Consider the following 25,273-nt stretch of genomic DNA (forward strand, 5'->3'; position numbering starts at 1 on the left):
TGATTTAATGTGTCAGCAGCCATTGCTGCGTGTGTTGTGCAATAATGTACTCTTCGTTTGTAGCCATCACCCTGACTTTTACCCGCGCACTTTCCAGAGAGATGATGTCACGGTTATCATTGTTCAGTGCCGCATCTGTCTGTATGCCGAGATAATCAAGATCAGCACAGATCCTTTGCCTTATCAACGGTGCATGTAAGCCAATACCACCAGTGAATATCAGGGTGTCAATACCACCTGCAGCAGCAGTTAATGCGCCTATATATTTTTTAGCCTGATAACAGAACAATTGTACTGCTTCAGCTGCCTTCGGATCTGTGCTTTCCATTTCCAGCAGGGTCTGGATATCTGCTGCGGTACCAGAGACGCCTTTTAAGCCGGACTGTTTGTTGAGCAGCTCATTTAATGCTCTTTCGCTGATGAACTGTTTTTCTTTTAATAGGTAAAGTATAATGCCGGGATCGAGGTCGCCGGAGCGGGTACTCATGACGAGTCCGCCGGCAGGTGTCAGTCCCATGGTGGTATCAATACTTTTGCCATCGCGTATAGCAGCTATACTGGCGCCATTGCCCAGATGGGCGATGATGATTTTTCCTTTGGCTTCCTGTGGTGACGATTGCTGTAGTTGTTGATAAATATACTCATACGAAAGGCCATGAAAACCGTATCTGATGATACCGTCTTCCCATAGGTGCCGGGGAATGGCGAAATATTTTGCTGCGAAGGGCATGTCTTTATGAAAAGCGGTATCAAAACAGGCAATCTGTGGAATCGTCGGGTAAGCGGATGCAAATGCACGTATGGCGGTGATTTCAGCCGGAAGATGTCCGGGAGCGAGTGGTATTAAAGATTCAAATGCATCAAGTAGCGCAGGTGTGATCCGCTCCGGCAGATAATGTGCTTTGCCGCCCTGTACAATCCGGTGTCCGATGGCATGGATAGCATAAGGTGCGTAACTTTCCTGCAGCAGTCCGGTAAGTAATTGTATTGCTGCATTCAGATCGGGAACGGGTTGTATCGCACGTTCTTCATGCCCGGCAGCATCTTCAATGTGGACGCTGCTGTCAGCACCAATGTTCTGTATATTTCCTTTACTGATCAGTGTTAAGGAAGTGAAATCGAACAAGGCAAATTTCAGACTGGAAGAGCCGCAGTTAATGGTTAAGATGACGGTATTTTTATTATCCATATCAGCTGTGTTTGTTCTGGCATAAAATTTTACAGTTGTCTTATATAAATTCAATTGTATGCCAGATCATATTTCAGCGCCCTTTATCCCCGTGCAGTATACGGGAGAAGAAACGGAAACATCAGCAGAAAAAGAGACCGGCAACGAACAGGCCGCTATCACTGTTTTTGAACGTGCTGTGAAAAGATTACAGCAGGTGAATGAATGGGGCAAATTGTGTGGAGCTTTATCTTCATCATTTCAACTGGTGGATAAGCTGGGAGAAGAAATTGATGAAACTGCCAATGCGGGTTTGTTTATACGTATTGATATACCCGGACCCGGCAATAGTGCAGGAAAAGGTTATGACTGGGTGTCGATAGAACAGGTGGAAGAAATACAGTTGAGTGAGCACCAGCAATTATTTTTTATACGCGCGCGTCCTTCAGGACATCCGCAGCAAAAACATGCCGGTACAGCACATTTTCTGAAAGAAGAAGCAACCAGTTCCTTCGTAGTAACGAGAGATGAGAACCTTGTAACAGCAACGGTTTATGGCAGAAACGAGATGCCCAATACAGATACAGAAGAGACATTGGATAAGATGCGTAATGCAGTGATCGGGTCAGCAGGGGCGATAGGTATTTCAAAACTGCAATGGAAGGCGCTGGTCAATGCGCTGTTGGAAGATGAGGAATAAGAAAAGGGCTGTCAGACGACAGCCCTTTTCTTATTGTGTATGATAAGATGATTAGTCTTTGTATCCGGGAATATAGATCTCACCAGTTGCTTTATCCATATATCCTCTTGTACCACTGGCAGTTTGTACCAGTAATGCCTGACGGTTCGCATCTTCATCGATCACCTGTACCAATACCGGCTTTTTCAGCTCTTTCATGGTTTCAACAGGAATGATGCCTACACGGTTGCCTATTCTTGTTTCGATGAAGGCATAGTGACCGAAATTATCTTCTCTGTATTTCACATCATCATAGATCAATGGAACGATCACATTCCCTTTCAGATCGATCACACCTGTGTTGTTATCTTTCACGGCTTTGATCATACCGGGGATACGTTGTGCTTCACGGTAAGACAGGTATTCCAGTGTTGAATATCCGGAGAATTCAATGCTGTCCAATGCTCTGCCCGGACGCTGAAATTCGCCGATCTCCAATACAACTCTCCATCTGCCGCCCGGAATTTTGTAGATACGCATATCTTTTTTCTCTCCGGAACCTGCAAGGGCAGCTGCATCATGATTACTGCTTTCTTCCGCTTTTTGTGCAGCTTTGGCTACAGCAGCAGGAGCCACCTTACCGCTGGCGTCAAAGTATACTACACGTTCGTCATCGGTAACAGCTTTGATCAGGTCCTGTGAACCATCGGTGGCACTTTTGATTTCACCGTAGGTGGCAGGAATGACTTCTTTACCGCTGGAGGCTTCTACAACACCGTATTTACCATCCAGTGCAACGATCAGGAAATTTTTGAGTGATGGTTCTTCAAAGAATTCACCATCATCAAATTTGAGTGTTTTATTTACAAGGTTACCGGTGTTCATATCAACGAGACCGATGGTACCTTCTTTTTTTACAACCAGCAGATTGGTGGCTTTAGAAAGCGGATTAATACCGGGTATTTCATCAAATACGAGGGAACCTTTCTGCTTACCGGTAGCAGGATCAAGCAGGATATACCCTTTGATGGTTTTCGCGACAGCCATACCATTGGGTGCAACTATCGGCATATCATTGTACGCACAGGAATAAATGATCTTGCCGGAGCCATTGATCAATCCGACCTTTCTGTTATTTTCCACGCGGGCATAATCACCCTGAAACAGGTGAATACTGTCAAACTGTGGTTCTAATACGACTGCATGTTTCTTGTTGGTAAGTCCCCATTTTCCTTTTTCTGCATAAGGATAGAGACCGTCCTGTGCCTTGCACCATAAGCTGATCAGCAGGACAGGGAGAAAATATACGGTTTTCATAAAGTACAGGATTGATGTACTGGCAAATATAACGTTTTTAATAAATATATGGATCTTCTCCACAATATGTTGGATGGTTGAAGAGGGAACGGTATATTTGCGGCGAAAATGTATCGACAAATTATGAGAACAAGTGAACAGGCTTTGTCCATCATTGAACAGGTAAAGCAGGCGATTAACGACACGGCAGTAGAGGCGATTGTATTTGCAGCAGCAGAAATAGCGTCCAACAAAAAGGCACTCTTTGAGCAACTGGAAGCGCTCATTGGTAATATCTCTCCACTGGAATGTACCAGTCAGGAATGGCGTAATTTCAGGATTGCGCGCATCAATTTCAGTAAGTTACTGATGCCGGAAGCAGCAACCTGCTAATCAGGTTTACTGCGGAATGGCAGCCAGTATATGTCTGACCATCTCGTCCATCGATTTATTTTCTATCCATCTCACCACTGCCACGAGATCGTGGTCCGGATCTACGTAGATGAAATTTGTGCCATTACCTATATGGACAAATGCATTTGCCGGAGCGCCGGGCAATAATTCTTTTCCTGTATTCAGGAACCAGTTCATATACCCATAGGTCGGTTTGGCTGTAGTGGGTGTAAGGGATTGTTTCACCCACTGTTCGGAGATCAGCTGCTTTCCGTTCCAGTTACCTCTATGTAATGTCAGCAGACCAAAACGCGCCATATCATAGGCGTGGATAAACATACCACCGCCCCAATGTCCGCCGCCACTCACGGACTGTACAGGAGCACCATCCAGCACGATCCAGGAATTGCGATAGCCATTCCATCTCCATGTGTCAGAAGCACCTATTTCGTCCATAATATTTGTTTTGAGTATCTGCGGTAAGGGTTTGCGCCAGACACTGGTAGCTGCCAGCGCAAGGGCATTCACCCGAACGTCATTATATTTCCATACAGTGCCGGGTTTGTTCCGTTTACGGGTCATCCATTCGGAAGAATTGCCTTCCGGTCTGTCCGCCCAATCCGGTTTTCCCCATAAGGTGCCCTCCCAGTCACTCGTCTGTCGTAACATGACATCCCATGTCAGGGTGCTGTTATGCGCACCTGCAAAAGGATAAAGAAGTTGTGCCTGTCCCAGTTGCTCTGCCCCCGGACCGATAGCCGCAGGATTATATACTTCTATTGGTGGCACATAGTTGGCGACAGTATCCTGTACGCTGTGGATAAGTCCTTTGTCTACTGCCAGTCCCACTACAACTGACAAAAAACTTTTTGTCACACTATGTGTCATATCTGTTCTGAACGTCTCTCCCCATTCTGCTACGATATAACCTTTATATACGATAATGCCCGTAGCATCACCACGTGTGGAAAAAGGGCCGACACCATTGCTGAAAGGCTCTTTCCCGAAACTGAGTGCCTGTGCTATTTCCATGTTCCGGGGCGCTTTTGTCTCGTTGTCTTTTGCAAATTGTATGGCAGCTGCCAGTTTTGCAGCGTCCAGTCCAAGTGTTGCCGGCGCACGATGCTGCCAGTTATCTTTTGCAGGAAAATAAGTACTGTTCTTAGTGCTTTTTGATTGCGCGAAAACCAGTGTGGCAGCGCTTAGGAATATGATGGAGAAAAGCAGGCGTTTCATGCAGGTAAGATAGTCATCTTTTCTATATGTTATATATCGTGAAATTGTCAGAAATGCACGAAATATAGTCAAAATGTCAAGTTGACGTTCAGGAAATACATTGTTTGTCAGTAGTTTGCAAAATGGAACACTTTTAGCATAGACAAAATCTATTAGGAAGCTGACAGTTCAATATTTGCCTCAAGGGCAACATTATTTGCCCATGTAGCCAATGACTGTGAATATTTCGTCGTGTGTCCTTTACTATTAAGATAATAAACAGCACAATAAAAGATTAACCGACTAACTATGAGTAGTGAGCACATGCGTGCGCTAGTCCTCGAGGATTATGGCGCGCCGTTCGTATATCGCGTAATAGACAGGCCAAGACCGGATTTTGGAGAGGTTCTGATAAGAGTAAAGGCGAGTGGTGTAAATCCACTGGATGCAAAAATTAAAGCCGGAGAAGCGGAGCATGCAAAACAACCATTGCCGGCAATACTCGGTATTGACATGGCAGGTATCGTTGTAGAAGTGGGAGAGGGCGTAACAAGTTATGCGCCCGGTGATAAGGTGTATGGTATGACAGGTGGTGTGGCCGGTTTACAGGGCTCTCTCGCAGAGTATGTAGCTGTAGACGCAGAACTGATCGCACGCAAACCAGCTAATCTGACCATGCGTGAAGCAGCAGCAATACCATTTGGATTTGTTACCGCATGGGAAGGACTGGTAGACAAAGCAAAGATCGAAGAAGGACAGAAAGTGCTGATTCATGGTGGTTCCGGTGGTATCGGACAAATGGCCATTCAGATCGCCCGTGCTTTCGGTGCAGATGTTTACGCGACTGACACAGATGATAAACAAGCGATCATTGAGTGGTTTGGCGCGACACATATTGATGCAGATACAGTCAGTGTATCGGATTATGTGAATAAATACACCCGTGGCGCCGGTTTTGACATCGTATTCGATACGGTGGGCGGCGCGACCTTAGACGCTTCCTTTGAGGCTGTAAAGCAGTATAATGGTCATGTGATCAGTTCACTGGGATGGGGTTCTCACAGTCTGGCACCATTATCATCCAAAGCTGCTACTTATTCAGGCGTCTTCACCTTGCTGCCAATGCTGACAGGAATGGGCAGAGAGCACCATGGTGCTATCTTAAGAGAAGCCACAAGAATGGCAGAAGCAGGACAGATACTGCCATTACTGGATCCACGCCATTTTCATCTGCAGACCGCAGATCAGGCACTGACCCTGATCGTACGCAGAGGTGAAACAGGTAATATCGTCGTTGAGATTTAAGTGATTGCTCCATATGGAGTATAAGTAAAGGGACTTCAGCTTTGAAGTCCCTTTTTTGTTGCCTTTCTCTGAAGATTGTTTATCCCGGCTATACTCAGGTCTGCGCATCATGGAAGATGATACCTAATGTATGTCTGTTGCCACTATGTAAAGGACTTACCCCATGTTTCATATTCACCCTGTAATACCCCCTGCTGCCTTTTACCGGGCGGAAATTGGTTGTAAATAATAACATGTCGCCTTTGTGGGCAGCTATTACACTGGCTTTGGATTGTGCACGGGGAATCTGTTCTGTCAGTACAAATTCGCCGCCATTATAATCTTCGCCGGGTTCATTCAGAAAGAGGACGGCCTGCATGGGGAACCATATATCGCCGTAAAGATCCTGATGCAGGGTGTTGAAACCGCCGGCGCCATACTTCAGGATGAGGACGGTCGGTTTATCCTGCCCCTTTTCGCTGCATTGTTCCCTTAACGTGGAATGGGCGGAAGGAAAGCGATGATCAGACTGTAAAACCTCCATCCATTTATTGGCGATTGCAGCCAGATAAGGATAGACAGTTTCTCTGACAGTGGTGATCAGGTCCGGTAGCGGGTACCGGAAGTATTTGTATTCTCCCAGACCGAAACGGTATCGTTCCATGGAGATCGTTTTACGATAAGACGCATTGTCATTATACAATTCAATCAGTTCCTGGCATTCCTGCCCGGATAATAAGCCCCGTATCAGCGAATAACCGCGCTCATGCATATCATTGCTGATCTGCTGCCAATCCTTGCTATGCAGGCGTTCCGCGATATTTTTCATCATCTTTTTTCTGTAAAAGTAGGGAAGGGAGCAGGGGCGGAAAACCCGAAACTTGCTATTCAGGGAAAGCGGATTGTTTGAATTTTATAAGTAATCCTTTGTTTATCGTAATAACAGTCCGTCTACATCACCTTAATTTTGCAGTGTATGAAAAAGTATGGCCGTTTTTAAGACAGGTATTCCCCCGCAAGATCATATCTCAAGTTTAACATATCGTATATAACAATAGCACGCATGCTGACAGAAACACTCGAAGATTTTTATCAGAATAAGATCAAAGAAGTGCCGGCAAACCTGAGTAAGGAAACCGGGCATTTTAATGTATTCAGTCTGGAGAATCATATGGGAACCACGCCACCTCGTTACAGCCGTAAGACATTTTATAAAATAGGCTTATCCAGAGGACATGGTTTCTATCATTATGCCGATAAGAGTATAGAAGTATCAGGAACTACACTGATGTTCTTCAATCCGAATGTACCTTATACATGGCAGTCGCTCGCGCCGGATCTGAGTGGCTTCTTCTGTATTTTCAGAGAAGGCTTTTTTACAGAAAGAATCCGCGGTAGCATAACTGATTTTCCCATGTTTGCACAGGGCGGAAAACCAGCATATTTCCTGAATGATATACAAGATCAGCAGGTGACCGCCATCTTTGAAAAGATCATGGAAGAAATCCAGTCAGACTATATATATAAGTATGATCTGCTGAATAACTATGTGATGGAGATCATTCATTATGCCTTGAAACTGTCTCCTTCGGAGAAACTGTATCAGCACAGTGATGCAAAGACACGTATTACATCTGTCTTTACAGAACTGCTGGAACGTCAGTTTCCCATTGAATCGCCACATCAGCGTTTTGAACTGCGCTCTGCCAATGATTTCGCACGGCACTTGTCTGTACACGTGAACCACCTGAACCGCGCAATCAAAGAAACAACCGGACGTACTACGACAGAGCATATCTTTGAAAGACTGGCCAGTGAAGCAAAGTCCTTATTAAAACATACAGACTGGAATATCTCGGAAATCAGCTATGCGCTTGGTTTTGAAGAGCCTGCGCATTTTAATAAGTTTTTCCGCAGACAAGTAGATACTACGCCTACTGCTTATAGAAATATCTAAAAAAAAGGCACTGTTTGAAAGATATAAGTATCGCTTTGAATGGTGTAATGACGACCGGCACTTGTTGCTGTAGCTTTGTATCAACAACAAAAGAAACAAAGTATGAAACAACAAAAAGTCTGGTTTGTAACCGGTGCCTCAAAAGGATTCGGGCTCTCTATCGTAAAACAATTACTCGCGAAAGGTATTCCTGTAGCAGCAACAACGAGAAACCTCGCAGAACTGAATAAAGCAGTAGGTGAAGATGAGAATTTTCTGCCCCTCGCAGTGGATCTGACTGCAGAAAAAAGCGTGGAAGATGCAATCGCTGCTACTGTAAATAAGTTCGGACGTATAGACGTGGTAGTGAACAATGCAGGATACGGACTGGCAGGCGGTCTGGAAGAGTTAACAGATGCAGAAAGCCGTCAGAACTTTGACGTAAATGTCTTCGGTCTGTTACACGTTATAAGGAAAGCATTGCCTCATCTGAGAGCACAGGGCTCCGGTCATATTATTAACTTCTCTTCCGTTGGTGGAATAGTAGGCGATTTCCCGGGATTCGGTATTTATTGTGCCACAAAATTTGCAGTAAACGGACTCTCAGAAGCACTGTCTGCTGAAGTGAAACCTTTTGGCATACATACAACGATTGTATCTCCGGGTTATTTCAGAACGAACTTCCTCGCTTCAGATTCATTGGTGATACCAAAGCATCCTATAGATGCATACACCACCGTGCGGGAATCTCAACGCACACACCAGCAGTCAATAGATGGTAATCAGCCGGGCGATCCTGAAAAGGCAGCAGCAGCCGTGATTAAGATCACAGAAGTGGAAAACCCACCTTTACATTTTTATCTTGGTACAGATGCATATGAATTTGTACACAAGAAACTGGATTCATTGAAAAATGAACTGGAAAAATGGAAAGAACTGACTGTTTCTACAGCGATTGAAGCGTAGCGTATGGGCTTCCTTTTATCAATCGTGATAGTGGTTTGTCTGACGACGAATATTAAACGGATAAGAACGTATTGCCATCGTGTGTTTAGAAAACAACACGGACATCCGGAACAACAGACAGGACTTTTCGGCGTATTCAGGCTGGAGGATGTATGGCAGTGCAAGACTGGAAAGACGAAACAATGCATGGATTATTATAAGATAGGGCTGATAAGAGGAAGCAATCGCGCTCACTATGCTGATAACAGCATAGCAGGGCCGGCAACCACACTGGTGTTTTTCAATCCACATGCGCCATATACATGGGAATCATTGGAAGCAGATAAAACGGGATTCTGCTGCGTGTTCAGCCCTCCGTTTTTTACGACACAGATGCAGGAGAAGATCAATGCACTTCCCATGTTTATGGCCGGTGGAAAACCGGTGCACATACTGACAAAGGAACAGGATAAAGCAGCAGCAGATATCTTTATCCGCATGCTGGAAGAATGGCCATCTGATTACAGGTATAAATACGACCTGCTAAGGAATTATGTGACACAGTTGATTCATCTCGCACTGAAAATGCAATTGACTGACGTGGACAGTAAGAAAGGAGAAAGTTACAATAACAAAGCACATCTCAATTAATCAACAAAGCATGGACAACGCAAATAAATATCTGGGTATGTGGGTAACCAAAGACGGTTATATCAGACACGAACTGTTACCCAACGGACGCTATGATGAAGCAAGAGGTAATAAGAAAAGTGCTTATCAGGGCAGCTATATCATCACCGGCGATCATATCGACTATAAAGACGACACTGGCTTCACGGCTGACGGTGATTTCAGGGATGACATACTGTATCATGCAGGTATGGTATTGTATAGAGAGCAGTAATTGACGGATCTCTTTTGACCTAAATTTGTAAGGTCCAAAAGATCGAATGATGGAATGGAAAAATGAATTGTCAGCTTTATTAGACATTGACTACCCCATTATCCAGGCCCCCATGCTGGGTGTTACAACTCCGGAGATGGTGGCAGCCGTTTCAGAAAAAGGTGGTCTTGGCTCTTTGCCCGTAGGAGGTCTCTCCGGATAGGACAAGAGAACTTATCCGTAAGACAAAATCATTGACCCATAAACCGTTTGCCGTTAATCTCTTCACGAACGGTGTACCAGAGTACAACCACGCAGATGCGGAAGCTATGCAGGATTTCCTCGAAATATTTTCTAAAGAAAACCAGCTGAGCTTTGAACGTTTATCACTGGATGCATTACGGTTTTATAGTTATAAAGAACAGATAGAGATCCTGATAGAAGAAGGCATACCTGTAGTCAGTTTTACATTCGGTATTCCGGATGAGGAAAGCATGACTGCGTTAAAGCAGAGAGGTATTGTGCTGGTGGGAACTGCCACTTCTGTGCAGGAGGCGATACTGGTAGAAAAGGCTGGTGCTGATGCTGTGGCGGCACAGGGTATTGAAGCAGGTGGACACAGGGGCAGTTTTCTGGAGGAGGAGCCTTTGCCCATGGTCGGCACCTTTGTGCTGGTACCTGAGATAGGGGCCCATGTGAAGATACCTGTTATAGCCGCAGGAGGGATCAAAGGAGGTCGTACTATCAGAGCGGCATTCCAGCTGGGTGCGAAAGCAGTGCAGATCGGAACGGCTTTTATAGCCAGTCAGGAGAGTCTGGCGATTAGTTCTTATAAAACGGCCCTTACAAAGGCACAGGTGACTGACAGCGCATTGACCCGTGCCTTTTCCGGTCGTTGGGCGAGAGGGATCAGAAATCAGTTTATGGACGCTATAGAGGCCTCCGGATTGAATATTCCTCCTTACCCCATACAAAACATCATTACAGCAGGACTGCGGGCTAAAGCGCAGCAGGCTGACAGGAAAGAGTTCACAAATATGTGGGCCGGTCAGGCGTCAGCGGGAACCGCAGACAAGTCTTCAGCGGATATTTTCCTTCAACTGGTCGCCGGGACGGAAGAATTGTGATATCGTTTAATCAGAACGGTATTGGATGGATAAGCCACAGGCAAGCTATAAATAATCCAGATACAGGCTTTTGCCACTGAGATGGGTTATTGATAGCTTGTTTGTGGCTTATTTGCTGTTTAACAGTAAGTTGTGTTGCCTGTAGCGCTATTGTTGAGGTGGACTTGAGGTGGACTTGATGTGGACTTGATCAGGACATGAGGTGGACTTGATCAGTAATTGATCTGTTATCGGGCTTGTCCAGAATGCCTCCTATCAGGCCCAAGAGACTGCTTGACATGACGCATCTATGCTTTATTCCCTGCAATATCTCCATGTCTGATGCCTCTTTTTACCGTTTGCTTCCACCCTCCATATTGTAATTATAGATAAGAAAAATTATCCGAAGAAAAAAGTAAAAGATATTTTGTACTATTTAGTACAGTATTTACCTTTACATCAGAAACAACAAGGAAATATGGCAGGCAGACCAAAAATATTTGATGAGAAAGAGGTAGTGGAGAAGGCGGTTGACGTATTCTGGAAGAAAGGATATGAGGCGGCGTCTGCAGATGAATTACTGGCTGCCATGGGGATTGGTAAAGGAAGCTTTTATCTGGCTTTTAAGGGTGGTAAGAAGGAGTTATATGAAAAGTCCCTGAAGCAGTTTTCCGACACTTATGATAAGCAATTATCACATGATCTGTCAGAAAGTAAAGATCAGGTGGAGTTTATCCGGCATTTCTTTCTTTCACTGGCGGATGATCCGACAGCAAAGATCATAAAGGGCTGTTATCTGGGGAATGCGTTGGTGCAATTGTCAGATGGAGACCGGGATACGAAACTCGTCGCTGCGCAACTGCTGACAAGAACAGAACATATTTTCACCACGGTAATCAGAAAGGCACAGGAAGAAAAGAAAATAAAGAACACCGCGAGGCCGGAAGTGATCGGGAAGTACCTGATTAATCTGTGGAATGGTATAAACATCACCAGAAGAAGCAATCCCAATACTGAAGACCTGAGAGAGATGCTCGAAATGAGCCTGAAAGTACTGGATTAAATTTTTTTGCCCAATATTGTACTAATTAGTACATAATTATAAAAACAAATTACATTCAACTTAATACTTATCAAAATGGCACATGCAACAACTACACAGCCTGCCACAAAAGGCATAGACATCAGCAATGTTGAGTATAAAACGCTGACTATTGAAGGACAGGAAATCTTCTATCGTGAAGCAGGTTCTCCGGACAATCCGACCGTTCTGCTGCTACACGGTTATCCGACTTCTTCCTTCATGTTCCGTAACCTGATTACGGCATTATCAGGAAAATATCACCTGATTGCTCCTGACTATCCCGGTTTTGGTAACAGCAGTATGCCACTGGTGACTGAATTCGAATACACTTTCGATCATCTTGCAGATATCGTGGATCAGTTTATCACCGCAAAAGGACTGACTAAATACAGCCTGTATGTAATGGACTATGGCGCTCCTGTAGGTTACCGTATCGCTACAAGACACCCGGAAAGAGTGCAGGCTTTGCTGGTACAGAATGGCAATGCATATGAAGAAGGTTTATCTCCATTCTGGGACCCGATCAGAGCTTTCTGGGCTGACCCACAGCATGAAGAAAACATTAAAGGTATGAAGGCAACTTCACAGCTGGATTTCACAAAGTGGCAGTATCTGACAGGTGTGAGAGATGTGGCTAAGATCAGTCCTGATACATGGGTACATGATCAGAGTAAACTGGATCGTCCCGGTAATGTGGATATACAACTGGCTTTATTCTACTCATACAGCAGTAATCCTGAACGTTATCCTGAATGGCAGGAATTCTTCCGTACTTATCAGCCGCCAACACTGATCACCTGGGGTGCCAATGATGAAATCTTCCCTGCAAGTGGTGCGAAAGCTTATCTGAAAGATCTGCCGGATGCAGAATTGCATCTGCTGGATACCGGTCACTTTGCACTGGAAGAAGATGGTACAGTGATTACTTCCCTGATTGATGATTTCCTGACAAGAAAAGTGAAATAGTTTTTTAGTATACGATATTGTACCAAATAGTACATTAATCGGGTGTCATATCTGAAGGCGTCGGATCGTTCCGGCGCCTTTTCCTTATTTGTACAATTCTGTCATTTTGCTTAACTTTAAGGTATGATCAGAGAACAATTGTACGAGCCATATGCAATCTCCGTACAGACGATGAATGAGTATCCGAAAGGAGCCAGACAAACTGCTTTTTTGAACTGGTATATGTGCTGGGCGGAGATGGCAGGCATTGTGTGAATGACAACCGCTTTGCTTATAAACAGGGCGATATGTTTCTCCTGACACCCAATGACCTGCACGATTTTGCCATAGATAACACAACGGAATTCTTTTTCCTGCGCTTCAATGATGTGTACCTGAAATCCAATGGTATTGTCAAAGACAATATCCAGCGGCTTGAATACCTGCTATACAATGCCAAACAGGTGCCAGGTTCCATTCTGCAGAATGAATCTGATAAACCGCTGGTAAAAGCGATGATAGAAGCAATTATCCGCGCACAGATCAACCGTGATTCCTGTTGGGATAAACTGATCCTCTCACTGGTGAATACCCTCGTAGTGGTACTCGCACGTAACATCGAAAAGAATCTGCCGCAGGTCTATGAAGACAACAAAGAAGAAAGGCGCTGGACATCATTCAGTATATACAGGCCAACATCTATAATCCACAGCTGATAAAGGCTGAGCATGTGAGCCATGAATTCGGTATTTCACTGGCTTATCTGGGGCGTTATTTTAAGAAGCATACAGGGAAAACCATGCAGGATTATATTGCTTCCTATAAAACTAAACTCATCGAAAACAGACTGCGCTACAGCACAATGCGGCTGTCAGAAATAGTCGATGAACTGGGTTTTGCTGACGAGAGCCATTTTAACAAGTTCTTCAAGAAGCAAAAAGGGATGAACCCTTCAGAATATCGCAAAAACCTGCCAGTTTCCTAAAATATTATTATTGTAAAAATGTACAAATTAACTATGTTAGATGTACAAATTTTACATACAAGTCCAATCAGACTGTCATTCAGCTTCCCTATTTAATGCTTTTTAGGTGCTATTCTGTAATCATCATCAGTGAGACCTTTTACCCCTCTGGGCTTCTTCTTAGGAGTAGTGTCCACTACTGGCGGTGATGGTGCAATTACCGGCGGTGTAATGATCTGTTCGGGTGGATCTGTTGCAATACTGTCAGGTATTGGTGTTGCTATAACAGGATGAACCGCATTCACTGTGTCAGGCTCTATAGTCTTCTTCTTTTCAACGGGCTGCTTGTCCGGTGGTGGTAACAGTGCCGGTGGTAATTCATGCCAGATACTGTCTTTGATGATCGTGGCTGGTATTGCTGGCGGTGTTACCGCTTTAGGCGTCTGATGGAAAAATTCAATAAACAGGTAACAGGAAAGTGCGGTGAGCAGTACAAAAAGTGTGGCAATATTCAGCAATGCGCTGTTATCAGGAGGAGTATTATCAGGTGGTGTTGTCTCGGGCATTTCAATGTCCAGCTGTGCGCTTATCCGGTTCCAGATAGCGTCTTCCATAGCAGGAACAGGCAGCTGTTCCAGCTTTTGGGCGATGATGATTTCATATGTTTCTTTTTGATTCATTCAGTTTGTAACTGTAATGTTTGTTTAAGTATTTTTCTGGCTTCACTCAGGTGCCATTTGCTGGTGCCTTCGCTGATGTTTAGTTTGACGGCTATTTCTTTGTGCGTATGTCCCTCCATGACATATAGTATAAACACCGCGTGGGTGGCAGGTGGCAGCTTTTTGATCATATCCATGATATCTTCAGCCTCCAGTCTGGCAATAACGGAGTTGTCGATGGATGGCGCCATCGCTTCTTCCAGTTCGATAGGATTGAATTTACTCTGAGTTTTGATATAATCTATGCCTTCATTGGCAACAATCCGTTTTATCCACGCATACATCGTTCCTTTCGATGCATCGTAGGTATGCATACTTTTGAAGATTTTCACAAAAGCATGGCTCATGATATCTGCAGCATCCGCTTCGCTTCTGGCATAGCGCATCGCAATGGACATAGCAAAGCCATAGAACAGCCGGTAAAGCTGTTCCTGCGCCTTGCGGTTATTGGCAAGGCAGCCTTCAATAAGGAGTGATATGTCCTGCTCCTGGCTTTGCAATGTTATTCAGATATAAAGGCTTATTCTTTTTCTATTTGTTTCAACAGAATGGCTGTCCCCATGGCAGACAGGATGAACTTTAACTTTTCTTCCTGATCATTGTACAGCCAGATTGCTTTATCCATAGAATCGATGATACCGACAACCCCGTCTGTAGTGCTCAGTTCATAACCCGAGAGTATCCTTGCACCCAGCAGGGTATTGGACACTTTCCCGCTTTTGGTCATAAAAGTATTGAGGTTGAGTGTTCTTATCCTGACGGTATCCCTGCCGTTGGTTGCATAACCTTCTTCTTTCACATAAGGCGCATCTAAAATACGGTGCGAAGTGTCTTTGCTGATATCATAGTCGCGGGCCATGAGCAAAGACCAGAGCCCTGTACCACTGGTGTCATTGGGTACAATAGCCGCCGTATAGATATAGCTGGAACTAAGCAGCGTGGAATATTCTCCTCCGATGACCGGAATGCGGCCGGCGTTCAATACCACATCATGGCTGTTATAAAACTCAGAACCAAAAATCTCGGCGCTGTTATGACTATTGGTCAGCGTATACCTGATTTTGGCTTTTTCATGCTTTCCCTCTTCCATCACCTCTGCCCCGAATATATTTATCAGCACATCCTGCGGCGGGATCCATATGTTATTATAGCGGACGCTGGATTTGATATGCCAGCCCCTTTTGATACGGGAGGTCGAATAATCCCCAAAACTGAGGTGTTGGTTTACCAGCCAACCCTGTGCTCCTTTAACGGGATAACGTGTTGATACACTGCTGAATTGGTCAGGTACGGCCAGCTTTGTGGTGCTACAGGAGACGATTACAGCAAGTAATATAGGTAAGAGTATGTGTCTCATTCGTATCATTTGTCAATATTAATTAGTTTCAGTGATATAGGTAATACCCCGGGGGAGGGGAAAGGGTTGGGTTAAGATGGGAAATTTTTTTTGATCCAAAAAGCTTATTTTTAATATAACGCACTGAGTCGTATTCCATGTTAATGAAAAATTTGCTGCTTCCACTATTATTGCTGGTAAGCTATGCCTATGCACAGCCATCCTACCAGTTCTCTTCTTTAGATGTGAACAATGGTTTATCCAATAACCAGGTGAATTCCATTTATAAAGATGCCAGAGGATTTATGTGGTTTGGTACCATGAGCGGATTGAACCGCTATGATGGGTATACCTTTAAAACATTCCGGCATAGCGCAGAACCCGGCGCCATTAACGATGACTACATCACTGGTATCTATCCGGCACCCGACAATCAGCTTTTTATCCGCACAAGGAACGGGGATAATTTCTATAATCCTGTCACGGAACAATTCTCCGATGCGACCGTCTGGCTAAAGAAAAGAGGCTTGTCTGAATATGGGATCACCGGTTTGGCACAAACAGGTAATCACTGGTGGATCGCTTATGGTGATGCCCGCCTGTACAAAACAGACAGCACCGGACGTACTACCAGCATATTATTACCCGATAGAGCCAATGCCGCTATCGCAGATCTGCAGAGTGAGGGCGAAAATCAACTCGTCATTCTCTACCTGAATGGAGATGTGGAAAAACTGGATATTACCCGTAACAAAATTATCTACCGGAACACAGCCATCAGAAAATATATCGGTAAAACTCCCTTAGCACTGCGCATCTTTATCGACGATGCAAAAGACATGTGGGTGTATATGCCGGGAAGTGATTTCGGCGTAGCTTATCTGAGCAGGACAGACGGAAAAGTGAAGATGCTGTCCAGCAAAACAGGCGCCCTGAATAACGATATCGTCAACAGCATTGTGGAAGACGATAAACATATCATCTGGATCGGTACCGATCATGGAGGTATTAACCTGATTGACAAAAATAACAATTTCAAATCCCGCTTTCTGTTGAATAAGGAAGGCGATCTGAAGACGCTCGCGGAGAATGCCGTCTACGCACTCTATAAAGATAATTTTGGCATCATCTGGTGCGGTACGTATAAAGAGGCCTGAGTTATTTCACGGAGAATATGGTGAAATTCCCCTTGTATAAGCACAGTCATGCGGATAATAATAGCCTGAGTTATAATGACGTCAACTGCTTCGAAGAAGATAAAAAAGGGAATATATGGATCGGTACGAATGGCGGCGGACTGATTTACTTCGACCGTGTTAACCAGACATTCAAACGCTTTCAGCACGATCCGGCCAATGACAACAGCATCAGCAAAGATGTGATCGTAAGTCTCTATGTGAATAACAATAATGACCTGTGGATAGGCTACTATTTTGGTGGCATGGACTTCTACAGCAATGGACGCTTTAACCACTATCGCCATGAAGATGATGATCCGAATAGTCTGGCGAATAAATCCGTCTGGAAGATATATCGCGACCAGCGAAACAATTTCTGGGTAGGCACACTGGGCGGAGGACTAGACCGGTTTGATCCGGGTAATGGCATCTTTTACCATAACAATGTAAATATGCCGGCGTCCGTTCATTCCAATTATATCTCCGGATTCGCAGAAGATAACCGGGGCAATCTATGGATTGCCACCGCTTATGGTATCGATGTACTCGATAATTCAAAAGGTGTCTTTGTACACTACCTCAGTTCCACTCATCAGCTGAGCAATGATAATGTCAGTTCGCTGCTCTATGACAAACGGGGACATATGTGGGCCGGAACCCGCGCCGGACTGAATGTATTTGACGAAAAAGAACAACAATTCAGGTCATTTACCGTAAAGGACGGTCTGCCGGATAATAACATTATCACCATGCTGGAAGATAATGAAGGCTATCTGTGGGTAAGTACTTCCAACGGCCTTAGCCGCATCGCGGTGAAAGACGGTCCGGAAGGACTTAGTATCAGCTGTCGCAACTATGACGACAAAGATGGTTTACAAAGCAAGGCATTTAACGTGAATGCTGCTTTTAAACTCAGTACAGGCGAACTCATTTTCGGCGGTGCCGATGGATTTAACCTGTTTGATCCGTCTTCACTGCCGCGCAATAAAACCCGTCCTGATGTTGTATTCACCGGACTTCGCCTGTTCGATCGTAATATTGAAGTGAATGCGAAAGTACATGACAGGATTTTATTGCCGGAAGCCTTATCTGTCACAAAAGAAATTGTGCTGAAGCACAACGAGAATGATTTTTCGGTTGAATTCGCTGCGCTGAATTTTATCAATACCGAAAAGAATAAATACGCTTATCGCCTCGATCAGTTTAATGACAACTGGTTGGTCGCAGATGGCAGCACACGCCGTATTACCTACACCAATATCAGTCCCGGTACTTATACATTACAGGTAAAAGCTGCCAATGAAGACGGTTTCTGGAATGAAGAAGGGATTTCCCTGAAGATCATTGTGAAACCTCCTTTCTGGAAAACGCCTCTGGCCTATATTATCTATGTACTTCTGACAGTCGCCATTTTATTACTGTTGCGCCGTAGTGTGATCAAAAGGGCACACAAACGCTTTACTCTGGAACAGGAAAGACAGGAAGCCAGACGTATGCATGAAATGGATATGATGAAGATCCGTTTATTTACAAACCTCAGTCACGAGTTCAGAACACCTGTTTCCCTGATCCTGTCACCTCTGGAAGAGATTATGCAACAAAGCGGAGATCAGAAAGAGAAAGGTAAATTCCAGCTGATCTACAGGAATGCAAAACGCTTATTGATACTGGTGAACCAACTCATGGATTTCCGCAAGATGGAAATGCAGGAACTGCGTTTAAATCCTACCTGGGGAGATATCGCCGTATTCATCCGGGAGGTAGCCTTTTCATTTGCAGATCTGGCGGAAAGGAAACAAATTGTCTTCTCCTATAAAAGTAATACCCCGCATATCTATACCTATTTTGATAATGATAAGATAGAGCGGATCCTGTTTAACCTCCTGTCCAATGCATTTAAGTTCACCCCCAGCGGCGGCTCAGTACATGTTGAACTAAGCAGTACCAAAGATGAAGAAGGAAAAACCCGGCTGGAAATGAAGGTAAAAGATACCGGTATCGGTATTCCTGCGGAAAGACATGAGAAGGTATTCGAACAGTTCTTCCAGAGCGATATGCCGGGCGGATTGATGAACAGGGGAAGTGGTATCGGACTGGCTATTACCCGGGAATTTGTAAAACTGAATAATGGGACCATCACGGTAGATAGTGAGGTGAATAAAGGCAGCTGTTTTACCGTTATACTGCCTTTGGAAACCTGTGAACAACCCGAGGTGCCAAACGAGGTACCCGAAGCGGCAGCAGAAGAAGCCTTAATGGATGAACCCCTGTTACCGGAAGACCTGGAGGAGGAATTGTCAGCCGGCGTCATGGAAGGGGATACCCAACGGCAGACGATCCTGTTGATAGAAGATAATGAGGACTTCCGCTTTTATCTGAAAGAGAACCTGAAGGACTGTTACCATATTATTGAAGGAGCAGATGGATTGTCCGGTTGGCAGAAAACTTTGTCAGGGCACCCGGATCTGGTCATGAGTGATGTGAATATGTCGGGGATGAACGGGATAGACCTGTGCCGTAAGATCAAAACTGACCCCCGGACCAGACATATTCCCGTGATACTGGTAACTGCAGCAGCTGGTGAACAGGAGCAACTCCGCGGACTGGAAGCCGGAGCCGCAGATTATCTGGTAAAACCCTTCAATTTTGAAATCATGCTGTCCCGGGTACGTAATCTGCTGGCCAGACCATTGCCGGCCAAACATCAGGTGAGTCTGCCGGAATTAAAAAGCGCTGAACAGGAAGTTTCTCCCAATGAAAAGTTCCTCCGCCGTGTTTTAGAAATAGTAGAGCAGAACCTGTCCAATGCCGGTTTCTCCGTTGAGGAACTCAGCCGGGAACTATTTATGAACCGGGTGTCCCTCTACCGGCGTATTTTCAACCTGACCGGACAGACACCGGTGGAGTTTATACGGATGATCCGTATAAAAAGGGCCGCACAGTTATTATCCAAAACTGAAATGAACGTCACCGAGGTGGCCTATGAAGTTGGTTTCAACAACCCAAAATACTTCGCGAGGTACTTCAAAATGGCGTATAACATGCTGCCTTCTGCTTACGCAACTGCAGCCAGAAAGTAAGTATTGCAATAAATGATGCCCGTAAGGCAACATTTGATACCCCTCCTGCAACATTTTATCCTATTTAATAAACATTCTACAGCCCTCTTTCTCAGGGAGGGATGATACTTTTATCATACAAGGGGAACACGATATGAGCAATGATGACCAAAATCAAATGAATCGCGCATTAATCTAAAAACTTAATTCTTCCACGCTATGAAACGAGCCAGTATTACTGGAAAATCGTACCTGACGGTATGGGTAATGATTTTCTTTTGGGCTGTCACTATGCCTGCGCAAGCACAAACCCAGTCTGATCCGGGACGAAAGATCTCCGGCAGCGTTACCGCCGGAGAAACAGGTACACCTGTTCCGGGGGCTTCAATTACTATTAAAGGAACAAAAAGAATGACCACAACTGATGGAGCAGGGAACTTTAGTATCCCGGCTTCTCCCGGAGAAGTCATTAACATTGCTTCTATGGGCTTTATCACCCGGGAATTGAAAGTAGGTAATTCCGCCACTATTAATATTGTGATGCAGGAAGATTACCGTAAACTCAATGATGTGGTGGTAGTCGGATATGGTAAAATGAAGAAAACAGACCAGAGCAGTGCGCAGGTCTCCATTACCTCCACAGAGGTCAACCGTACCATCAATACAACCATCGATCAGGCCATACAGGGTCGTGCCGCCGGTGTGTATGTTACACAGAACTCCGGTCAGCCGGGTGGTGGTATTTCGGTGAATATCCGCGGGGTCAATACCCTCAGCGGAACAAACGAGCCACTGTATGTCATCGATGGTGTACAAATGCAACCGGCTACCGTTTCTTATGGTGCGACCAGTTCTGTGAATCCACTGGCAGGTATCAACCCTTCAGATATTGAGTCATTAGAGATCCTGCAAGGGCCTTCTGCAACCGCTGTATATGGTTCCAGAGCGACCAACGGGGTAATCCTCGTGACCACCAAAAGAGGGAAGTCCGGACAGATGAAACTGTCTTATAACTATCTCTACTCTCTGCAGGACAAACCAGAAGCGGTGAACACCATGACCTTGCAGCAGTTCGCCATCATGAATAATGAAATTGCCCAATTGCTGAACCGCACACCGACGCCGGAATTTCAGAATCCGGCTGTATTAGGTAAAGGAACGAACTGGCAGGATGGCCTGTTCCGCACCGCTTCATTACAGAAGCATCAGGTGAATATCAGTGGTGGCGCCAGCAATACGACTTATTATATGTCAGGGGAGTATTTTGATCAGGAAGGGGTGGCTATCGGCTCTGATTTCAACCGTTATTCCTTCCGTCTCAATCTCGATAATCAGGCTTTCAAATGGCTGAAACTGAGTACCTCCCTGAACTTCTATCAGACAAAAGAGAAGCTGGCGTCTACCAGTGAAGACGTGATCAGAAATGCCATTAATCTCGCGCCTAATATTCCGGTGAAAAATGCAGACGGTAGCTGGGGTGGTGCTACGGAGAATGAATATGGCTCAAATGCAAAATATGCACCGCTTAATCCGGTTGCTATCGCCAGCCTTGTGAGTAACGATTATAAACGTACCGGTGGTCTGGGAGGCGCTACTGCCGAAATCTCTATCATCAAAGGATTGACCTTCCGTACCAGCTTCAATGGTAATTTCGAATATACAGATGGCAGTAAGTTTATTCCTACCTATCAGTTGGGTTATAACGTGAATGAAAAAGCATCACTCGCTGTTTCCAATGGTAAGAACTTCTACTGGAACCTGAATGAGTTATTACAATACTCAAGAGATATCGGTAAACATAGTTTCAGTGTGATGGTCAGCCATGAAGCACAGGCATGGAACTATCAGGGTTTCTCTGCGCAGCGTGTCGGATTTGCCAGCAATAGTATTCCTTCTCTCAATCTTGGAAATGCATTAGGACAGACGACCGGTAGTTATAAAGGATCCGGCGCACTGGAGTCTTACCTCGGTCGTGTGAATTATACATATGATAACAAATATATCGTTCAACTGGCCGGCAGGGCAGATGGCTCTTCCAACTTTGGTGCAGATGACCGGTGGGGATATTTTCCATCCGTATCAGTGGCATGGCGTCTGACAGGGGAAGATTTCATGAAATCATTACCCTTTATCAATGAACTGAAGATCCGTGCAGAATATGGCACTACCGGTAACAATGGTAGTGGCGGTGCACAGTTTTCTTCCCTGACATCTGTGACTACACCATGGGGTGCAGGTTTCCGTACCGGACAATATGGTAACTCCGGACTTAAATGGGAATCCACCGAAACAAAAAATATCGGATTTAATCTGAGTGTGTTAAAAGATCGCATACAACTGGAAGGCGATTTCTATATCAAGAAAACAGACAACCTGCTGATGCCCAATCCACTGCCTGCCTACATGGGCACACAGGGAGAAGGAGCTATTAATGCACCTATCGTAAACATTGGTGCGATGCAGAATAAGGGTTTTGGTATTACGCTGAATACCGTGAATGTGGATAACAGACAAGGTTTCAGCTGGAAGACCAATTTCAATATCTCCGCTTTCAAAACAAAGATCACGAAGTTCTATTCTGATGCAGCCTTCCTCTCAAGGTCTGCGTGGTTCATGAATAATTTCACTTCCCGTTCTGTGATCGGAGATGCGCCGTGGCAGTTCTATGGTTATGTCGCAGAAGGACTGTTCCAGTCCGTCGATGAGATCAACAGCAGTGCTATTCCCGCACAATCTGACGGAACCCGTTTACCCGTTGCGAAAGATGGTGGTGTATGGGTAGGTGATATCAAATACAAGGATCTGAATGGTGATAATATCATCGATTCACGTGACCAGACATTTATCGGTAACCCATGGCCAAAGCTGACCTTTGGTTTTACCAATACTTTTTCATGGAAAGGATTTGACCTGAGTGTGCTGGTGACCGGTGCACAGGGAAATGACATCTTCAATTATCTCCGTTTTGAGAATACGAATCCCAATAATATCAATCTCGGCCGGAACTTGTTACAGGAATCATTCAATTATGCACGCGTCGGAGATGTAGGTGGAAAGACCATTTTAGAAAATCCCGGCGCCAATGTACCCAGGATCGTTGGTACAGATGTAAACGGTAATGGTAACCGTTTTACAAACCTCTATGTGGAAGACGGATCTTATATCCGTATCAAAAATGTACAGCTCGGATATAACATTCCGCATGCATTGCTGAGACAACAGTCTGTCGTTAAAAATATCCGCCTGATCGCGGGTGTGCAAAACCTCGCCACTTTCACAAAATACAAAGGATATGATCCTGAAGTAGGTTCTTATCTCGGTAAGGAAGTACAGTTAAGCAGCCAGCTGATAGGTGTGGATGCAGGCCGCTATCCGTTGACCCGCTTGTATAGTGCAAGTATCGCGGTTGATTTTTAATGAGCTTTAAAACTGACAGTATGAAAAAGACAAATTATCATATATATCTGATCGCCCTTGCCTGTACACTTTTTGCATCGGGCTGTAGTAAAGACTTTCTCAACAGACCACCGGAAGATGCGATCGTAGATGTGAACTTCTATCAGACCACTGACCAGATACTCGCAGGAACGGCACCATTGTACAACATTGTATGGTTTGCCTATAATGATAAAGCCTCTCATGGTATCGGAGATGGAAGGGCCGGTATCCTGATGTCAGGTTCTTATCAGGTGGATAATATCCGTATGCAGACGACGGATGTGACACCGGAAGTATATAGTTCCTGGACTTCTTTCTTTAATGTGGTGGCACAGGCCAATCAGATTATCAGTAATCTGGTTACTTATACCGCACCGACAGTTCCTGAGAATGTGAAACAGGCCGGTATTGCAGAAGGTCGTTTTATGAGAGGAGTGGCTTATTCCTATCTGGTACAGAACTGGGGCGCGGTACCGATTATCGCAGATAATAAAGTGTTGTTGACAGATACTTCTATCAGCCGGAATACCGTAGCATCAGTATGGGAATTTATCATCCGTGATATCCGTTTTGCAGCGGAGAATCTTCCGGCAGCGCCTATGCAGAAAGGCCGTCTTACAAAATGGGCGGCTGAAGGTATGCTGGCGAAGATGTACCTGACACGCGCCGGTATTTCCGGTTCAAAGAATCAGACAGATCTGGATAGCGCCGCATGGTATGCCAATGATGTGATCATGAACAGTGGTGCAGCATTGATGGACAATTATGAAGATCTCTTTCTGATGAAGAATAACAATAATTCAGAGAGCCTGTTTGCCCTGCAATGGAAGTATGACGGCGATTGGGGTACACAGAATAGTGTGCAGGCCTTCCTTGCTTACGGATCTGAAATAACAGGTTTTGGTGATGGCTGGGGAGGTGATCTTGGCGCCTCTCTGGATCAGCTGAAATTATACAGGATAGATGATAAACGTCGTAAAGGAACGTTTATGTTCCCCGGCGATCATTATTCCTATATCCATCAGTCAGTAGATGATCCTAATAATCCCGGCAAGAAGATCATACAGGAGTTGCAGGTGCCATGGAACTATGTAGGTACAGAGCGTTATAATGCGCGGGCATGGGTGAAGAAGTACGTGGTGGGACGTCCGGAAGATAATGATGGCAAAGTAACCCAGCAACATACAGAGATCAACACCTATATGTTACGACTGGCAGACGTTTATCTGATCTATGCAGAAGCATTGCTGGGTAAATCTGCTTCTACAACCAATGCACAGGCTTTGTTATACTTCAACAAGGTGAGGAAAAGAGCAGGCGTACCTGAAAAGACAGTGCTTACATGGGATGATATCTACATTGAAAGAAGGTTGGAATTGGCCATGGAAGGACAAGCATGGTATGACCTCGTAAGGTTGTATTACTATGACCCGGCGAAAGCGATTTCGTTGATCAATGCACAGGACAGAGGTACTTATCGGGTTGCAGCTAATGCAGCTACGAATGCAACATCGTGGACGATCACTTCCGATGTACCGGCATTCTATGCTGTGACACAAAGCAATTTCCTGTTGCCGTTGCCGGCAGCTGAGCTGACTGCTGCACCTAATTTAAGGAAGCCTCCGGTGCCTTATAAATTCTAATT

Annotated in this window: 25 protein-coding genes; 18 read left to right on the top strand and 7 right to left on the bottom strand. The window is 44.9% G+C overall.

Going from position 1 to position 25,273, the window contains the following annotated elements; genetic code table 11:
• Window positions 1–4: 4 nt before the first annotated feature.
• Entirely contained in the window at window positions 5–1,189 is a 1,185-nt protein-coding gene (locus tag FEF09_RS06255) for an acetate/propionate family kinase (RefSeq protein WP_146304317.1), read from the bottom strand.
• Between the two features lie 58 nt (window positions 1,190–1,247).
• On the opposite strand from FEF09_RS06255, the gene FEF09_RS06260 reads away from it, so the two are divergent.
• Window positions 1,248–1,868 carry a hypothetical protein gene (locus FEF09_RS06260; protein WP_146304318.1) on the top strand — a complete coding sequence of 207 codons (621 nt, stop codon included), beginning with the start codon at window positions 1,248–1,250 and terminating at the stop codon, window positions 1,866–1,868.
• A gap of 51 nt (window positions 1,869–1,919) precedes the next feature.
• Here the strand turns inward: FEF09_RS06260 and FEF09_RS06265 are convergent, their stop codons facing one another.
• A complete protein-coding gene (locus FEF09_RS06265; RefSeq protein ID WP_146304319.1) occupies window positions 1,920–3,164 on the bottom strand; it encodes a WG repeat-containing protein in 1,245 nt (414 codons plus the stop codon).
• A gap of 123 nt (window positions 3,165–3,287) precedes the next feature.
• Between FEF09_RS06265 and FEF09_RS06270 the strand changes: the two genes are divergently transcribed.
• Window positions 3,288–3,536: a hypothetical protein gene (locus FEF09_RS06270; protein WP_146304320.1), complete on the top strand. Its 249-nt coding sequence runs from the start codon at window positions 3,288–3,290 to the stop codon at window positions 3,534–3,536.
• A gap of 6 nt (window positions 3,537–3,542) precedes the next feature.
• On the opposite strand, the gene FEF09_RS06275 is transcribed toward FEF09_RS06270, so the two are convergent.
• Window positions 3,543–4,772: a serine hydrolase domain-containing protein gene (locus tag FEF09_RS06275; protein WP_186774211.1), complete on the bottom strand. Its 1,230-nt coding sequence runs from the start codon at window positions 4,770–4,772 to the stop codon at window positions 3,543–3,545.
• A 288-nt stretch (window positions 4,773–5,060) separates the two neighbouring features.
• Here FEF09_RS06275 and FEF09_RS06280 point away from each other — a divergent pair, with 288 nt between their 5' ends.
• Window positions 5,061–6,056 carry a zinc-dependent alcohol dehydrogenase family protein gene (locus tag FEF09_RS06280; RefSeq protein ID WP_146304322.1) on the top strand — a complete coding sequence of 332 codons (996 nt, stop codon included), beginning with the start codon at window positions 5,061–5,063 and terminating at the stop codon, window positions 6,054–6,056.
• A 94-nt stretch (window positions 6,057–6,150) separates the two neighbouring features.
• On the opposite strand, the gene FEF09_RS06285 is transcribed toward FEF09_RS06280, so the two are convergent.
• Window positions 6,151–6,867 carry a 2OG-Fe(II) oxygenase gene (locus FEF09_RS06285; protein ID WP_261387355.1) on the bottom strand — a complete coding sequence of 239 codons (717 nt, stop codon included), beginning with the start codon at window positions 6,865–6,867 and terminating at the stop codon, window positions 6,151–6,153.
• Window positions 6,868–7,098: 231 nt separating this feature from the next.
• On the opposite strand from FEF09_RS06285, the gene FEF09_RS06290 reads away from it, so the two are divergent.
• From FEF09_RS06290 to FEF09_RS31380, 11 genes are all read left to right on the top strand, one after another.
• A complete protein-coding gene (locus FEF09_RS06290) occupies window positions 7,099–7,992 on the top strand; it encodes a helix-turn-helix domain-containing protein (protein ID WP_146304323.1) in 894 nt (297 codons plus the stop codon).
• A gap of 102 nt (window positions 7,993–8,094) precedes the next feature.
• Complete coding sequence (locus FEF09_RS06295; protein WP_146304324.1) at window positions 8,095–8,937, top strand: oxidoreductase; 843 nt, start codon at window positions 8,095–8,097, stop codon at window positions 8,935–8,937.
• 81 nt (window positions 8,938–9,018) lie between these two features.
• A complete protein-coding gene (locus FEF09_RS06300; RefSeq protein WP_146304325.1) occupies window positions 9,019–9,567 on the top strand; it encodes a hypothetical protein in 549 nt (182 codons plus the stop codon).
• Window positions 9,568–9,577: 10 nt separating this feature from the next.
• A complete protein-coding gene (locus FEF09_RS06305; protein WP_146304326.1) occupies window positions 9,578–9,820 on the top strand; it encodes an Atu4866 domain-containing protein in 243 nt (80 codons plus the stop codon).
• A 46-nt stretch (window positions 9,821–9,866) separates the two neighbouring features.
• Window positions 9,867–10,022 (top strand): nitronate monooxygenase, encoded by a 156-nt coding sequence (locus tag FEF09_RS06310; protein ID WP_146304327.1) that lies wholly within the window; start codon window positions 9,867–9,869, stop codon window positions 10,020–10,022.
• 31 nt (window positions 10,023–10,053) lie between these two features.
• Window positions 10,054–10,926: an NAD(P)H-dependent flavin oxidoreductase gene (locus tag FEF09_RS06315; RefSeq protein ID WP_261387356.1), complete on the top strand. Its 873-nt coding sequence runs from the start codon at window positions 10,054–10,056 to the stop codon at window positions 10,924–10,926.
• 457 nt (window positions 10,927–11,383) lie between these two features.
• Window positions 11,384–11,968 carry a TetR/AcrR family transcriptional regulator gene (locus tag FEF09_RS06320; RefSeq protein WP_146304329.1) on the top strand — a complete coding sequence of 195 codons (585 nt, stop codon included), beginning with the start codon at window positions 11,384–11,386 and terminating at the stop codon, window positions 11,966–11,968.
• Window positions 11,969–12,043: 75 nt separating this feature from the next.
• Window positions 12,044–12,955: an alpha/beta fold hydrolase gene (locus FEF09_RS06325; protein WP_146304330.1), complete on the top strand. Its 912-nt coding sequence runs from the start codon at window positions 12,044–12,046 to the stop codon at window positions 12,953–12,955.
• Window positions 12,956–13,078: 123 nt separating this feature from the next.
• Window positions 13,079–13,210, top strand: a complete 132-nt coding sequence (locus FEF09_RS32735; RefSeq protein ID WP_261387357.1) for a hypothetical protein — start codon at window positions 13,079–13,081, stop codon at window positions 13,208–13,210.
• Window positions 13,180–13,650 carry an AraC family ligand binding domain-containing protein gene (locus tag FEF09_RS31375; protein WP_222596926.1) on the top strand — a complete coding sequence of 157 codons (471 nt, stop codon included), beginning with the start codon at window positions 13,180–13,182 and terminating at the stop codon, window positions 13,648–13,650. Before FEF09_RS32735 ends, FEF09_RS31375 begins: the two co-directional genes overlap by 31 nt.
• 14 nt (window positions 13,651–13,664) lie before the next feature.
• The gene (locus FEF09_RS31380) at window positions 13,665–13,919 is read left to right on the top strand and encodes a helix-turn-helix domain-containing protein (protein WP_222596927.1); all 255 of its coding nucleotides are present in this window, start codon (window positions 13,665–13,667) and stop codon (window positions 13,917–13,919) included.
• A 92-nt stretch (window positions 13,920–14,011) separates the two neighbouring features.
• Here the strand turns inward: FEF09_RS31380 and FEF09_RS06335 are convergent, their stop codons facing one another.
• From FEF09_RS06335 to FEF09_RS06345, 3 genes are read right to left on the bottom strand one after another with little or no spacing between them, the layout of a single operon-like run.
• Window positions 14,012–14,578, bottom strand: coding sequence for a hypothetical protein (locus FEF09_RS06335; RefSeq protein ID WP_146304331.1), 567 nt, complete (start codon window positions 14,576–14,578; stop codon window positions 14,012–14,014).
• Window positions 14,575–15,117, bottom strand: a complete 543-nt coding sequence (locus tag FEF09_RS06340; RefSeq protein WP_146304332.1) for an RNA polymerase sigma factor — start codon at window positions 15,115–15,117, stop codon at window positions 14,575–14,577. Before FEF09_RS06340 ends, FEF09_RS06335 begins: the two co-directional genes overlap by 4 nt.
• A gap of 20 nt (window positions 15,118–15,137) precedes the next feature.
• Entirely contained in the window at window positions 15,138–15,974 is an 837-nt protein-coding gene (locus tag FEF09_RS06345) for a hypothetical protein (protein WP_146304333.1), read from the bottom strand.
• A 143-nt stretch (window positions 15,975–16,117) separates the two neighbouring features.
• Between FEF09_RS06345 and FEF09_RS06350 the strand changes: the two genes are divergently transcribed.
• From FEF09_RS06350 to FEF09_RS06365, 4 genes are all read left to right on the top strand, one after another.
• On the top strand, window positions 16,118–17,110 hold the full coding sequence (locus FEF09_RS06350; protein ID WP_186774212.1) for a two-component regulator propeller domain-containing protein: 993 nt from the start codon (window positions 16,118–16,120) through the stop codon (window positions 17,108–17,110).
• A gap of 17 nt (window positions 17,111–17,127) precedes the next feature.
• Window positions 17,128–20,211, top strand: coding sequence for a hybrid sensor histidine kinase/response regulator transcription factor (locus FEF09_RS06355; protein ID WP_146304335.1), 3,084 nt, complete (start codon window positions 17,128–17,130; stop codon window positions 20,209–20,211).
• Between the two features lie 198 nt (window positions 20,212–20,409).
• Window positions 20,410–23,607 carry a SusC/RagA family TonB-linked outer membrane protein gene (locus tag FEF09_RS06360; protein ID WP_146304336.1) on the top strand — a complete coding sequence of 1,066 codons (3,198 nt, stop codon included), beginning with the start codon at window positions 20,410–20,412 and terminating at the stop codon, window positions 23,605–23,607.
• Window positions 23,608–23,627: 20 nt separating this feature from the next.
• Window positions 23,628–25,271, top strand: a complete 1,644-nt coding sequence (locus tag FEF09_RS06365; protein ID WP_146304337.1) for a RagB/SusD family nutrient uptake outer membrane protein — start codon at window positions 23,628–23,630, stop codon at window positions 25,269–25,271.
• Window positions 25,272–25,273: the final 2 nt, after the last annotated feature.

It is taken from the genome of Chitinophaga pinensis, from assembly GCF_007896845.1.
GTDB lineage: Bacteria > Bacteroidota > Bacteroidia > Chitinophagales > Chitinophagaceae > Chitinophaga > Chitinophaga pinensis_C.

What these genes read in the sequence shown, in the direction of transcription:
- FEF09_RS06255 (WP_146304317.1), bottom strand. Translation starts at nt 1,189, where the DNA reads ATGGATAATAAAAATACCGTCATCTTAACCATTAACTGCGGCTCTTCC.
- FEF09_RS06260 (WP_146304318.1), top strand. Translation starts at nt 1,248, where the DNA reads ATGCCAGATCATATTTCAGCGCCCTTTATCCCCGTGCAGTATACGGGA.
- FEF09_RS06265 (WP_146304319.1), bottom strand. Translation starts at nt 3,164, where the DNA reads ATGAAAACCGTATATTTTCTCCCTGTCCTGCTGATCAGCTTATGGTGC.
- FEF09_RS06270 (WP_146304320.1), top strand. Translation starts at nt 3,288, where the DNA reads ATGAGAACAAGTGAACAGGCTTTGTCCATCATTGAACAGGTAAAGCAG.
- FEF09_RS06275 (WP_186774211.1), bottom strand. Translation starts at nt 4,772, where the DNA reads ATGAAACGCCTGCTTTTCTCCATCATATTCCTAAGCGCTGCCACACTG.
- FEF09_RS06280 (WP_146304322.1), top strand. Translation starts at nt 5,061, where the DNA reads ATGAGTAGTGAGCACATGCGTGCGCTAGTCCTCGAGGATTATGGCGCG.
- FEF09_RS06285 (WP_261387355.1), bottom strand. Translation starts at nt 6,867, where the DNA reads ATGATGAAAAATATCGCGGAACGCCTGCATAGCAAGGATTGGCAGCAG.
- FEF09_RS06290 (WP_146304323.1), top strand. Translation starts at nt 7,099, where the DNA reads ATGCTGACAGAAACACTCGAAGATTTTTATCAGAATAAGATCAAAGAA.
- FEF09_RS06295 (WP_146304324.1), top strand. Translation starts at nt 8,095, where the DNA reads ATGAAACAACAAAAAGTCTGGTTTGTAACCGGTGCCTCAAAAGGATTC.
- FEF09_RS06305 (WP_146304326.1), top strand. Translation starts at nt 9,578, where the DNA reads ATGGACAACGCAAATAAATATCTGGGTATGTGGGTAACCAAAGACGGT.
- FEF09_RS06310 (WP_146304327.1), top strand. Translation starts at nt 9,867, where the DNA reads ATGATGGAATGGAAAAATGAATTGTCAGCTTTATTAGACATTGACTAC.
- FEF09_RS06320 (WP_146304329.1), top strand. Translation starts at nt 11,384, where the DNA reads ATGGCAGGCAGACCAAAAATATTTGATGAGAAAGAGGTAGTGGAGAAG.
- FEF09_RS06325 (WP_146304330.1), top strand. Translation starts at nt 12,044, where the DNA reads ATGGCACATGCAACAACTACACAGCCTGCCACAAAAGGCATAGACATC.
- FEF09_RS32735 (WP_261387357.1), top strand. Translation starts at nt 13,079, where the DNA reads ATGATCAGAGAACAATTGTACGAGCCATATGCAATCTCCGTACAGACG.
- FEF09_RS06335 (WP_146304331.1), bottom strand. Translation starts at nt 14,578, where the DNA reads ATGAATCAAAAAGAAACATATGAAATCATCATCGCCCAAAAGCTGGAA.
- FEF09_RS06345 (WP_146304333.1), bottom strand. Translation starts at nt 15,974, where the DNA reads ATGAGACACATACTCTTACCTATATTACTTGCTGTAATCGTCTCCTGT.
- FEF09_RS06350 (WP_186774212.1), top strand. Translation starts at nt 16,118, where the DNA reads ATGAAAAATTTGCTGCTTCCACTATTATTGCTGGTAAGCTATGCCTAT.
- FEF09_RS06355 (WP_146304335.1), top strand. Translation starts at nt 17,128, where the DNA reads ATGGTGAAATTCCCCTTGTATAAGCACAGTCATGCGGATAATAATAGC.
- FEF09_RS06360 (WP_146304336.1), top strand. Translation starts at nt 20,410, where the DNA reads ATGAAACGAGCCAGTATTACTGGAAAATCGTACCTGACGGTATGGGTA.
- FEF09_RS06365 (WP_146304337.1), top strand. Translation starts at nt 23,628, where the DNA reads ATGAAAAAGACAAATTATCATATATATCTGATCGCCCTTGCCTGTACA.